The organism is Clostridium sp. ZBS15, assembly GCF_023845705.1.
GTDB classification, from domain to species: Bacteria; Bacillota; Clostridia; order Clostridiales; family Clostridiaceae; genus Clostridium; species Clostridium aquiflavi.
Map to the genome: position 1 here is coordinate 74,657 of NZ_JAMQHY010000010.1, position 13,406 is coordinate 88,062.

General features: G+C 29.0%; 10 protein-coding genes. All 10 read right to left on the bottom strand.

What is annotated here, in order from left to right:
* Positions 1-5: 5 nt before the first annotated feature.
* Complete coding sequence (infB, locus tag NG904_RS05240; protein WP_252212852.1) at positions 6-2,069, bottom strand: translation initiation factor IF-2; 2,064 nt, start codon at positions 2,067-2,069, stop codon at positions 6-8.
* A gap of 19 nt (positions 2,070-2,088) precedes the next feature.
* The gene (locus tag NG904_RS05245; RefSeq protein WP_252212853.1) at positions 2,089-2,409 is read right to left on the bottom strand and encodes a ribosomal L7Ae/L30e/S12e/Gadd45 family protein; all 321 of its coding nucleotides are present in this window, start codon (positions 2,407-2,409) and stop codon (positions 2,089-2,091) included.
* Positions 2,402-2,668, bottom strand: a complete 267-nt coding sequence (gene rnpM / locus NG904_RS05250) for an RNase P modulator RnpM (protein WP_252212854.1) — start codon at positions 2,666-2,668, stop codon at positions 2,402-2,404. Before rnpM ends, NG904_RS05245 begins: the two co-directional genes overlap by 8 nt.
* A gap of 14 nt (positions 2,669-2,682) precedes the next feature.
* Positions 2,683-3,837, bottom strand: a complete 1,155-nt coding sequence (nusA, locus tag NG904_RS05255; RefSeq protein WP_252230322.1) for a transcription termination factor NusA — start codon at positions 3,835-3,837, stop codon at positions 2,683-2,685.
* 17 nt (positions 3,838-3,854) lie between these two features.
* A complete protein-coding gene (gene rimP, locus NG904_RS05260) occupies positions 3,855-4,316 on the bottom strand; it encodes a ribosome maturation factor RimP (protein ID WP_252212856.1) in 462 nt (153 codons plus the stop codon).
* A 282-nt stretch (positions 4,317-4,598) separates the two neighbouring features.
* Positions 4,599-8,957, bottom strand: coding sequence for a PolC-type DNA polymerase III (locus NG904_RS05265; protein WP_502801452.1), 4,359 nt, complete (start codon positions 8,955-8,957; stop codon positions 4,599-4,601).
* 105 nt (positions 8,958-9,062) lie between these two features.
* Positions 9,063-10,112: a flavodoxin-dependent (E)-4-hydroxy-3-methylbut-2-enyl-diphosphate synthase gene (ispG, locus tag NG904_RS05270; protein ID WP_252212857.1), complete on the bottom strand. Its 1,050-nt coding sequence runs from the start codon at positions 10,110-10,112 to the stop codon at positions 9,063-9,065.
* 11 nt (positions 10,113-10,123) lie between these two features.
* Positions 10,124-11,143, bottom strand: a complete 1,020-nt coding sequence (locus tag NG904_RS05275; protein ID WP_252230324.1) for a M50 family metallopeptidase — start codon at positions 11,141-11,143, stop codon at positions 10,124-10,126.
* 16 nt (positions 11,144-11,159) lie between these two features.
* Positions 11,160-12,317 carry a 1-deoxy-D-xylulose-5-phosphate reductoisomerase gene (gene dxr / locus NG904_RS05280; protein ID WP_252230326.1) on the bottom strand — a complete coding sequence of 386 codons (1,158 nt, stop codon included), beginning with the start codon at positions 12,315-12,317 and terminating at the stop codon, positions 11,160-11,162.
* A 51-nt stretch (positions 12,318-12,368) separates the two neighbouring features.
* A complete protein-coding gene (locus NG904_RS05285) occupies positions 12,369-13,337 on the bottom strand; it encodes an AI-2E family transporter (protein WP_252212860.1) in 969 nt (322 codons plus the stop codon).
* Positions 13,338-13,406 lie beyond the last annotated feature (69 nt).

The following is a 13,406-nucleotide window of genomic DNA, read 5'->3' on the forward strand; positions in this document are numbered from 1 at the left end:
CCTCTTTATAGCTCTTTTCTCTTGATTGCCTCCATCATAAAGCATTCAAGGATATCGCCTTCTTTAACGTCATTGAATTTTTCTACTGTCAATCCACATTCATATCCAGTATTAACTTCTTTAACGTCATCTTTAAATCTCTTTAATGATGATAAGCTTGATTCAAAAATAACTATACCATCTCTTATAACTCTTGTTTCAGCATTTCTTTGAAGCTTACCATTTAGTACATAACAACCAGCAATTGTTCCAACATTTGAAATCTTATAAGTTTCTCTTACTTCTGCTGATCCTAAAATAACTTCTTTATATTCTGGTTCAAGCATTCCTATCATAGCTGATTTAACATCTTCTATAGCATCATAAATTATTCTATAAGTTTTTATCTCTACATTTTCTTTATCAGCTTGTGCTACTGCATTATTATCAGGTCTTACATTAAATCCAATAACTATTGCATTTGAAGCAGTTGCTAAAGTTATGTCAGTTTCTGTTATTGCACCAACACCACCATGAATTACTCTTACTTTAACATCATCTGTTGAAAGTTTTTCTAGTGATTGATTAATAGCTTGAACTGATCCTTGAACATCGGCTTTTACTATTATACCAAGTTCTTTAACTTTTCCTTCTTTAATTTGACTATATAAATCTTCTAAAGAAACTCTATTACCACTCATTAATGAGTCAGATTTTTCTTTATCTTTTCTCTTATCTGCCATTATTCTAGCTGTTTTTTCATCTTTCACTTGATTAAATCTATCTCCAGCTTCTGGAACTTCTGAAAGACCTAAAACTTCAACTGGAATTGATGGACCAGCAGATTTGATTTTTTTACCTGTATCATCAAACATTGCTCTTATTCTACCATATGTAGATCCTACAATAATTGCGTCACCAACATGTAAAGTACCATTTTGAACTAATAATGTAGCAACTGGACCTCTACCCTTATCAAGCTTAGCTTCGATTACTGTTCCTTTTGCTTTTCTTTCTTTGTTAGCTTTAAGTTCAAGCATTTCAGCTGTAAGTAATACCATTTCAAGTAGTTTGTCAATATTTAAATTACTCTTTGCAGATACTTCTTCACATATAACGTCTCCGCCCCACTCTTCTACTACTAATCCATGTTCTGTTAATTCTTGTTTAACTCTATCTGGATTTGCACCTGGTTTATCAATTTTATTTATAGCAACAACCATTGGTACGCCAGCTGCTTTACAGTGATTAATTGCTTCTTTAGTTTGAGGCATGATTCCATCATCAGCTGCAACAACTAATATAACTACATCTGTTACTTGTGCTCCACGTGCTCTCATTGCTGTAAAAGCTTCATGGCCTGGAGTATCTAAGAATGTAATTTCTTCACCATTTATATTTATAGTATAAGCTCCTATATGTTGAGTTATACCACCTGCTTCTGTATCAGTAACTTTTGCTTTTCTTATAGCATCAAGTAACGATGTTTTACCGTGGTCAACATGACCCATAACAGTTACTATTGGTGGTCTTTTTGCAAGATTTTCTTCATCATCTTCTTCAACTTCTACTGCTTCAAGTTCTTCTGTAACTTCTAACTTTTCTAGTATTACACCATAGCTTTCACATACTTTTTCAGCTGTTGCGAAATCTATTTCTTGATTTATTGCTGCCATAACTCCTGAGAAAATTAATGTTCTGATAACATCATTTGAAGGTTTATTTAATTTTTCAGCTAATTCCTTAACTGTAATAGTTTCTCCAATTTCAATTACTTCAGTCTCAAGTTCTTCATTTTCATCGTCTTTATCTTCTCTTTTATTCTTTTTCTTTTTCTTTTTAGCTTTGTTAAGCTCGTTTTGTAGAATTTCTTCATATTCATCAACTAAACTTTTTGCTTCTTCTGAACTTCCTTCAGCATATTCTGGTTTAGTTGCTAATAATTCTTTTATTAATTGAGCTTCTTCATCCTCAATAGCACTCATATGATTTTTAACTTCCACACCAAACTCATCCATTAATAATGTTATTAAATCTTTTGAACTTACATTAAGTTCTTTTGCTAATTCGTATACTCTTATTTTTGACATAAAGTCACCCCCGTTATTATTATCTACTCATATATTGTTTCTCCTCCTCATATATTTCAAGCAATTTTTTTGCCATATTTTTATCTAGGATTCCTAGTATCATAATTTGATCACGACCAATAGGACTTCCTAATTCTTCTTTGGAGAAACTATTAATATATGGTATATTTCTTTGAACACAATGTTTTATAAATTTTTCTTTTGAAGACTGTGATAAATCATTAGATATTATAAACAAATAAATATCAAGTTTATTTCTTAAATCGTCACATTTACTATAACCCTCTAACAAATTTCCTGATTTTTTGGCAATACCTAAAAAATTATAGAACTTATTCATTTTCTATTTCATCCTTTAGTCTTTCATATATTTGTTCACTTATAGAGCTATCTAAGTTTCTACTTAATCTTTTAGCTTTAAATGCTTTTTCAAAACATTCTATATCTCTACAAATGTAAGCACCTCTTCCTGATTTTTTACCAGTTAGATCAACTGATATATCACCTTCTGGGCTTTTAACTATTCTTATTAGTTCTTTCTTAGGTTTCATTTCCATGCAACCAGTGCACATTCTTAGAGGAATTTTCTTAACTTTCATTAAAAACACCTCTCCTATTCTTCTATATCTTCACATTTAAGATCTAATTCAGCCACATTTCCTATAGTTTCTTCTGACATATCTACATCTTGATCTATAGCCTTTTCTTCTTCTGCTTCTAAAGCTTCTTGTTGTGACTTGCTTTTTATATCTATTTTCCAATTAGTAAGTTTTGCTGCAAGTCTTACATTTTGGCCTTCTTTACCAATAGCCAATGAAAGTTGATCATCAGCAACTACTATTTTAGCTGATTTGCTATCTTCATTTATTTCTGAACTTATTACTTTTGCTGGACTTAATGCATTAGAAATAAATTCTGCTGGATCTTTACTCCATTTTATTATATCTATTTTTTCATTTTTAAGTTCATTTACTATATTTTGAACTCTAACACCTTTAGGACCTACACAAGCTCCCATTGCATCTACTTCTTCATCGTTAGAATACACTGCTATCTTGCTTCTTGATCCTGCTTCTCTTGAAATACTCTTAATTTCAACTACACCATTAAATATTTCTGGAACTTCTAATTCAAATAATCTCTTAACTAAACCTGGATGTGTTCTTGAGACATGAACTTGAGCTCCTTTTGAAGTATTTTTAACTTCAACTATATATAGTTTTAATTTTTCATTAAATCTATAGTCTTCATTTGACATTTGTTCATTAGGACCTATTATACCTTCAATCTTGCCCAAACTAACAAAAACCATACCTTTATCTTTTCTTAATATAGTACCTGTTATTATATCAAATTCTTTTTCTTTATATTCACTATAAATTATATTTCTTTCAGCTTCTTTAATTCTTTGTGTAACTACTTGTTTAGCAAGTTGAGCTGCTACTCTTCCAAAGTTTTTAGGAGTTACTTCTAAATCCACAATATCATCAACTTCATACTTAGGGTTAATTGCTTTGGCTTCTTCTAATGAAATTTCTGTTACTTCATCATAAACCTCATCAACAACCATTTTTTGAGCATATACGTGAATTTCCCCATTTTCTCTATTTATACTTATCTTAACATTTTGTGCTGATGTATTTAAATTTGCATAATTCTTTTTATACGCAGCAACCATTGCATCTTCAATAGTAGTAAAAAGTAAATCTTCTGATATTCCTTTTTCCTTTACTATCTCTTTAAGAGCCCCTACAAACTCTTCATTCATTTTAATCTCCTCCTTATTTATATTTCTCCCTCTAAGTTTGCACCTTTTATTTTTTCAGTTGGAATTTTTAATTCTTTTTCTCCCTGAACTGTTATAAACTCATTGTCAGCTTCTTTTAATATACCTTGTATTTTCTTCATACCTTCTAAAGATCCATTAAATCTTACTAAAACTTCTCTTCCAATAAACTTTTTAAAATGTTCTTCTTTATAAAGTCCTCTATTTAATCCTGGTGAAGAAACTTCTAAATAGTATGAATCTTCAATTGGATCTTCAACGTCTAGTATTTCACTAACTCTTCTTGAAACTTTTTCGCAATCGTTTAGTGATATACTATCTTCTTCTTTATCAATATAAATTCTTAAATAATATTCGCCATTTTCTTTTACATATTCCAAATAGTATAACTCATATGATAATTCTTCTACTATTGGTTTAACTAATTCTTCTACTTTTTCAAGTAACATATCTTTTCTCAAATTTATGAAACCTCCTCTGCTATATTCAGTTTTAAAATTAATGCATTCGTTTTTAATTATAAAATCATAATCAAAAACGCAACTATATTAAAGTAGTTGCGTTACAAATAGAAAGAGCGGGTAATTTCCCACTCCACTTTTATAGCCTATTGACATTAAAAACTAAGTACATAATATCATAAATAATAGATAAATACAAGAGTTATAAATAAAAGCTTGAATTTAGATATTAATTCATTCTTTTGTTTTACATTAAAGGTATATTTTTAAGTCTTAGTATTTCTAGAATAAAGATAATTGATTCGTTTCTGATAAACCATCCAAGCATCCATGATTGCTTAAACTTTCTATAACAGTTTTTGAAACTCCTGCTCTTATTCTTAAATCTTCTTTAGATATAAATTCACCTTTTACTCTTGCTTCTACTATATTTTTGGCTGCATTATCCGCAACTCCAGGCAAAGAATTTAATGGTAAGCGAAGTGCTCCATCTTCAATTTTAAATTTTATTCCTTCTGATTTATATAAATCTACTCGTAAGAATTTCACGCCTCTTTTATAAGCCTCAAAGCATAATTCTAATACAGTTATTAATCCTTTGTCTTTTACACTTGCATTATTTCCAAGCTCATATAATTCTTGAAGTTTTGTATGCACAGCACCGTCTCCAAGACACACTAAGTTCGCATCAAAATCATCAGCTCTAACTGTAAAATAAGTTGCATAATATGCTTCTGGATAATATACCTTGTAATATGCTATTCTAACAGCCATCATTACATATGCAACAGCATGACCTTTAGGGAACATATATTTTATCTTTTTACATGATCCAATATACCATTCTGGTACTTCATGTTCTTTCATAAGTTTTTCATCATCTTCTGAAAGACCTTTTCCTTTTCTTACTTTTTCCATTATTGTAAATGCATTCTTTGGTGGTAGTCCTTTATACATTAAGTAAACCATAATATCATCTCTTGTTGCTATACAATCTCTTAATGTAGTAAAGCCTTCTTTTATATAATATTGAGCATTATTAAGCCAAACATCCGTACCATGGGAAAGTCCTGATATTCTTACTAAATCTGCAAAAGTCTTAGGCTGTGTATCAACAAGCATCCCTCTTACAAATTTGGTACCAAATTCAGGTAGTCCATAACTTCCAACTTCACATTCTAGTTCCTCTTTTGTAACGCCTAATGCTTCTGGTGATGTAAAAAGACTAAGAACTTTTTCATCATTTAAAGGTATTGTTTTCGGATCAAGTCCTGTTAAATCTTGTAACATTCTAAGAACAGTAGGATCATCATGTCCAAGTATATCTAATTTTAATAATCTACCACTTATTGAATGATAATCAAAATGTGTTGTTACAACATCTGTATCATTATCATCAGCTGGATGTTGTATAGGACAAAAATTATAAATTTCATTATCAGCTGGTACAACCATTATTCCACCTGGATGTTGTCCTGTAGTTCTTTTTATTCCTGTACAACCAAGTGTAAGTCTTTCTATTTCAGCTGAAGAGGTTATAATTTCTCTTTCATCTAAATATTTTTTTACATATCCATAAGCTGTTTTTTCTGCTATTGTTCCAATTGTTCCTGCTTTAAATGTATGACCCTTACCAAATAGTACTTCTGTATACCTATGTACTACCCCTTGATACTCTCCTGAAAAGTTAAGGTCAATATCAGGTTCTTTATCTCCTTCAAACCCTAAGAAGGTTTCAAACGGTATATCATGACCATCTTTTATATATGGTACATCACAATCAGGACAATTTTTATCTGGTAAATCTGCCCCTGAACTTATTGAACCATCTAAAAAGAATTCTGATTTCTTACACTTAGGACATACATAATGCGGTGGCAATCCATTAACTTCAGTGATATCAGACATAGTTGCTACAAATGAAGACCCAACGGATCCTCTTGAACCAACCAAATAACCATCTTCCGTAGATTTAGCAACGAGTTTTTGAGCTATTAGATATAATACGGCATATCCATTATTTATTATAGAGTTAAGTTCTTTATCTAGTCTTTTTTGAACTACCTCTGGAAGAACTTCTCCATAAATAGCATGAGCTTTATTCAATGTCATATTCTTTATATCTTCTTCTGCACCTTCAATTTTAGGTGGATATGTTTCATCTGGTATTGGCTTTAACACATCTATACTATCAGATATTTTTTTAGGATTATCAATAACAACTTCTTTTGCGATATCTTTTCCTAAATAAGAAAATTCTTTTAACATTTCTTCTGTTGTTTTTAAATAAAGTGGTGGCTGATTATCTGCATCAGAAAAGCCTTGCCCTGCCATAATTATTCTTCTAAAAGCTTCATCATTAGGATTTAAGAAATGTACATCTCCTGTAGCAACAGTAGGTTTATTGCATTCCTTACCCAATCTATATATTTTTCTATTAATCTCTCTTAATTCTTCTTCATCTTTAACTGACCCTTTTGCAATAAGGAAATTATTATTAGCTATAGGTTGAATTTCAACGTAATCATAAAATTCTATAATTTCTTTTATTTCATCATCACTTCGTCCTTCTAATACAGCTTTATATACTTCTCCTGCTTCACATGCAGACCCTATAATTAAGCCTTCTCTAAATTCAGAAAGTAGAGTCTTTGGTGTTCTTGGTCTTCTAAAGAAATTATCTATATGAGATTTAGATACTAATTTATATAAATTTTTTAATCCTGCTTGCGTCTTAGCTAAAATAATAATATGATAAGTTGGTTGCTTTCTTATATCCACTTTTGATAAAAACAAATCATTTAAAGATTTCAAATCATTTATTTCAAAATCCTCTTCTATTTTCTCAAAAGATTTTAAAAGTATATCTGCTGTTGCTTTTGCATCATCTACTGCTCTATGATGATTTTCAAGAGAAATTCCCAAGAATTTAGCAACTATATTTAGTTTAACCTTTTTTAATTCAGGATATAAAAATCTACATAATGTAACTGTATCCAATATTGGAAGATCAAACCTTATATTTAAATCTCTGCAATTCTTTTTTATAAAACCCGTGTCAAATGCTGCATTATGTGCAACTACTACAGTATCTTCACAAAACTCCATAAATTTCGGAAGTATATTTTCTATTATGTCTGCATCTTTAACCATATTATTGTCAATGCTTGTAAGTTGTGTGATTTTATATGGAATATCTCTTTTTGGATTAACAAAACAGCTAAATTTATCTATAATTTCACCATTTTTAATCTTAACTGCTCCAATTTCTATTATTTTATCATTAACAGGAGAAAATCCGGTTGTTTCTAAATCAAAAACAACAAATGTATCATCCAATGTATAACCTTTTTCATTTATTACAAGAGGAACCCCATTATTAACTAAATAACCTTCAACTCCATATAATATCTTTATTTTATTTTTTTTAGAAGCAAGTTGTGCTTCTGGATATGCCTGAACTACACCATGATCCGTTATTGCAATTGCTTCATGCCCCCATTTTGCAGCAGTCTCTATTATTTTAGATGCAGATGTAATACCGTCCATACTACTCATATTAGTATGAAGATGAAGTTCTATTCTCTTTTCCTGAGCTCCATCCATTCTATCAATTTTTTTCATTCTAGCTATATCTCTACCCATTATTACTACTTCTCTTGCATAAGTATCAAATACAGCTTCACCTCTAACTTTACAATAAAGTCCTTTTTTGACTTCATCCAATACCGCTTCTTTTTCTTGAGGTTTTAAGAAACACTTTACAGTGATAGAACTTGTATAGTCTGTAATATAAAAAGTTAATATTGTTTTTCCTGTTTTAGTTTCTATAATATCTGTTTTGAAAATTTCACCTATAATAGCTACATATCCAGTTGTTTCATCTATATCTTTTATAGGTGTAGATTCCATCCTTATACCTCTTCCAAGAATAGTATTTTCATCCTTTGGTTCTTTCTTGTAAGAAGCATAATTGGGCTTATTATCATTTTTTCTATAATTATTTTCACCGGATTTTTGTGATTTAGATACTTTTGAACTAGAACCATCTGAACTTATAGTTCTATTATTCATAACTTCTTTTATTATTTTAATATTTTCTTCTTTTTTACTTGCTTCATATTCTTCACCAATCATTAAATTTGAATCAAAACTAAAATTAACTTTTGTTGAAATACTAAAAATATCTTTTATATTATTCTGAAGCAATTTATCTATTTTCTTATTTAAAGCATGATTTATTAAAGTTTCATTTCCTGAATATATATTTATAACTTTTTCATCAACTTTTCTGTTCTTGGAATATAATATAGAACGACACAGAGGGTATTTTTTTGCTATTTCTTCTGCAATATTAATCCAATATTTTGAATTAATTTCTTCTAATGATGTATTACTAACATCTAGATAACACAAAAATTCTATATCTATATTAAATCCTAAATTATCTATAATTAACTTTTTCAAATATTCTTCTTCTTGACTTGTAAGTGATTCTAATGATTTCAGCACTATTTTTAATATTTGACTTTTTTTATAAAACTGAAATCTTAATAGTCTTATTTCTTTATTTTCTAAAATTTCATTCTTATTAATTTCTTTTGTTAATTGTTTTATAAAGTCTTGACTAATAAGAACCACTCTCCTCTCTAAAGAATAAATAGAGGGATTTTCATCCCCCTATACTTATTCTTATATTATAATGCTTAATTTATAAATCACAAAATATCCTTTTTATCTTCTAAACTAAATATTATTTATTTCTTCCATCAAAGCATTTATTAACTCTTCTTCTTTAACTTTTTTAATTATTTCGCCTTTTTTAAAGATGATTCCTTCACCTTTACCTCCAGCAATTCCAATATCTGCTTCTCTTGCTTCTCCAGGACCATTTACAACGCATCCCATAACAGCAACTTTAATATCTTTATTGCAATTTTCTAATCTTTTTTCAACTTCATTTGCTATCTTAATAAGATTAATTTGAGTTCTTCCACATGTAGGACAAGATACAAAGTTTACTCCACCTTTTTTTAATCCTAATGACTTAAGTATTTCTATTGCAACTTTAATTTCATCAACAGGATCACTAGTTAAAGACACTCTTATCGTATCACCTATTCCCTCAGCTAAAAGAGTTCCTATACCTATGCTTGATTTAATTGTACCTTTAGTTACAGTTCCTGATTCTGTAACCCCTAAATGAAGAGGATAATCACATTTATCTCCTATTAATCTATAACAATCTATCATCATCCTTACATCTGATGATTTTATTGAAATAACTATATCGTTAAAATCTAATTTTTCTAAAATCTTAACATGTCTTAGAGCACTTTCAACTAAACCTTGTGCTGTAGGTTTTCCATCTCTTTCTAATATATCTTTTTCTAAAGACCCAGAGTTAACACCTATTCTTATAGGTATGTTTTTTTCTTTACATTTTTCTGCAACTATCTTTACTTTTTCTTCACTTCCAATATTGCCAGGATTAATTCTTAATGCAGATACACCACTTTCTATTGATTCAACTGCTAATCTATAATCAAAATGTATATCTGCAACTACTGGTATCGGTGATTTAGTTGTTATTTCCTTTAGTGCTTTTGCTGCATCCATATCTAATACTGCACATCTCACTATATCACAGCCAACTTTGTACAGTTCATTTATTTGATTTAATGTATCTTCTACATTTCTTGTATCAGTAGTAGTCATTGATTGAATAGTTATTGGTGCATCTCCACCAACATAAGTATTTCCGACTTTAACTTTCTTTGAAATTCTTCTTTCCATATTTTCATCTCCTAAAACTTAACAGGGAATATGATATCTTTAATAGTTACTAAAATCATAAGACCTATAAGTAACATAAATCCTACATAATTTAAATTTTCAACTATCTTATTTGGAACTTTTCTTCTTGTTATTAATTCAATTAATAGTATTACTGTCCAACCTCCATCTAAAGCTGGGAATGGTAACATATTAAATACTGCTAAACTAACACTTATATATCCAACGAATCTCATTAAAGTCCATATACCATTTTCAGCTGTTTTAGCTGACATTTTAATTATTGTAAGTGGGCCTCCCACATCTGTTTTTAAATTTGCATTTCCTGTAAATATCATTTTAAGACCTTTAAATGTTTGAGATACTACAGAAGCTGTTTGATTAACACTATGTTTCAAGCTAGCTCCTATACTTGGATTAGTTTCTACTCCAAAGCCTATACCTACCATATATTCGTTTTCTTTATTTAATTTTGGTGTTACAGTAAAGTTTTTAATTTCATTTCCTCTTTTTACTGTAAGATCAACAGGAGCACCCTTTGCCATAAGTATTCCTGTTGTAATATCATCTGCTGTAAAAACTCTTGAACCATCTATTTTTATAAACTTATCGCCTTCTTGTAATCCTGATTCTATGGCTGGATAGTCTGGAAGAACATTTACTACTTCTGGAATTTTATATCCAAATTTTCCTGCAATACACGCAAATATTACTATTGCCAATATATAATTCATTGCAGCTCCAGCTATTATAATACTTATCCTTCTAAGAGGCGATTTTTCTGAAAAACTCCTCTCGTCTTGAACTGCCTCTTCTTCACCCATCATATTTACAAAACCACCAATAGGAAATAGACGTAATGAATATGTTGTTTCTTTTCCTTTTTTAGAAATCACCTTAGGGCCCATTCCTATAGCAAATTCCTCTACTCTTACTCCATTTAATTTTGCTAATGTAAAATGGCCAAGTTCATGTACAATTATTAAAACACTAAACGCTAAAATAGCCCCTAGTATAGCTACTAGATTCATATTTTTTCATCCTTTCCTATTTCATATCTACTACATATTTTTTAACTTTTCTATCTATTTTAATTATATTCTCTAAAGTTAAAGGCTTTTTACTTTCTTCTTCAAATGCATTCATACATTCTTCTATAATACTAAAAATATCTAAAAACTCAATTTTTTCGTCTAAAAATAATGCTACTGCCGCTTCATTAGCACCATTTAATATAGTTGGCATAAGTCCACCTTGTTTACCTGCTTTAAACGCTAATTTTAATGGCTTAAAAGTTTCTAAATCCGGTTTTTCAAAAGTTAACTGTGATACTTCATAAAAATCTAATGTTTTTGCTATTAAATTTTTTCTTTCTGTATAATTAAGAGCATATTGTATTGGCAGTCTCATATCTGCTGCTCCAAGTTGTGCTATTATACTTCCATCACAATATTCAACCATAGAATGTACTATGCTTTGAGGATGAATAACAACTTGTATATTATCATAATCACACTCAAAAAGCCAATGTGCCTCTATTACTTCAAGACCTTTGTTCATTAAAGTAGCTGAGTCAATAGAAATCTTTCTTCCCATATTCCACTTAGGATGATTTAAAGCATCATCGACACTTATATCATTTAAATCACATAATTTCTTACCTCTGAAAGGTCCACCTGATGCTGTAAGTATTATTTTATTTAAAGTATTTAAATCATTTCCTCTTAAAGATTGATAAATAGCACTGTGCTCTGAATCAACAGGAAGTATTTTAACATTATTTTTTTTAGCTTCACTCATAACAAGTTCACCTGCAACAACTAATGTCTCTTTATTTGCAAGTGCTATATCTTTTTTTGCCTTTATCGCTTCTAATGTTGGCTCTAAGCCTATCATACCAACTAAAGATGTCAAAACTATGTCAATTTCTTCTAGAGATGCTATTTTATTAAGACCCTTCATTTGAGATAAAACTATTGTTGGCTTATTTCTTTCTTTGCAGTATTTTTCTAATTTCTCTGCAGAAGTCTTATCCATCATACCTACATATTTAGGATTAAATTCTTCAATAATTTCAATCATTTTATTTACTGAAGAATTAGCGGTTGCTCCAATTAATTTTAATTCTCCATTTGATTTTTTTATTACATCTAAGGCTTGAGTTCCTATTGAACCTGTAACCCCTAATATAGATAGCTTTTTCATTTCTTTCCTCCTAAAGTACATTATAAAATGCTACTAATTTTTATAAATTGTTTAACTAGAACTATATACTATTTCTTTTGCCAAAATACTGTACATAGGTCCAACTAGTATTCCTAAAATCCCAAATACTTCTACCCCAATATATATAGAAATTAATACAATTAAAGGATGTATATCTAGTTTATCACTTAAAAATTTTGCTTCTAAAATTTCTCTTATGACTTGAACTAATATATATAAACACATAAGTCCAAATGCAGTAAGATAATCTTTCATTACAATATTGTATATTATAATTGGAATAAATACAATTATAGTTCCTACATAAGGTAACACATCTAAAATACCACAAAGTATTCCTAATATAAAATAATTAGATACATTTAATATAAAGAATCCTCCTATAATCTCAAGTGTTGATATCAAAACTAAACTTATTTCTATCAAACACATTTGACTAAAATTTTCTTTTTGTTTTTTTATTTTTTTAATCATTTCACTTGGAAATAACATTAAAACTAAACTTTTTATTTTTTCCCCATCTACTAATATAAAGAAAGCACATATATTTCCTATAAAATAAGCTATTATTCCTTCACCTGTAGTTAGTGCCCCTCTTCTTATACTTTCTTGATTTATTATGGATATTACACTCTTACCCAAATCAAGCTTTTTTAATTGCAAATCAAGTTCTAATGAAATATCTTGTATAATTCTATTTATTGTGTTTACATTACTCAAATATATCTTTTGAAATACATTGAATATTTCATTTCCTAAATATAATATAATCAATATTAAAAGTATATTAACTAAAACAATACTTAGAGCTCCTGAAATCTTATATGGAATATTTAATTTTATCATAAGCTTATATAGTGGAGCAGCTATTATGGATATAAATATCATTGCTAAAAAAGGTTTAAAATAATATTTTATAATATATGTAATTATAACTATTATAAAAAGTAATACTGTTAAAGATATTATTTTTTTATATTTCTCAAAAATACTATACACCACCCTAAAATCACTTTTTATAATATATGCCCTAAGTAACAATTTAATTATTATTTATCTTTAACAAAA

Bases quoted from the DNA above. Each gene is read 5' to 3' on its own strand.
- dxr (WP_252230326.1), bottom strand. From the start codon at position 12,317: ATGAAAAAGCTATCTATATTAGGGGTTACAGGTTCAATAGGAACTCAA.
- NG904_RS05245 (WP_252212853.1), bottom strand. From the start codon at position 2,409: ATGAATAAGTTCTATAATTTTTTAGGTATTGCCAAAAAATCAGGAAAT.
- rnpM (WP_252212854.1), bottom strand. From the start codon at position 2,668: ATGAAAGTTAAGAAAATTCCTCTAAGAATGTGCACTGGTTGCATGGAA.
- nusA (WP_252230322.1), bottom strand. From the start codon at position 3,837: ATGAATGAAGAGTTTGTAGGGGCTCTTAAAGAGATAGTAAAGGAAAAA.
- infB (WP_252212852.1), bottom strand. From the start codon at position 2,069: ATGTCAAAAATAAGAGTATACGAATTAGCAAAAGAACTTAATGTAAGT.
- NG904_RS05275 (WP_252230324.1), bottom strand. From the start codon at position 11,143: ATGAATCTAGTAGCTATACTAGGGGCTATTTTAGCGTTTAGTGTTTTA.
- ispG (WP_252212857.1), bottom strand. From the start codon at position 10,112: ATGGAAAGAAGAATTTCAAAGAAAGTTAAAGTCGGAAATACTTATGTT.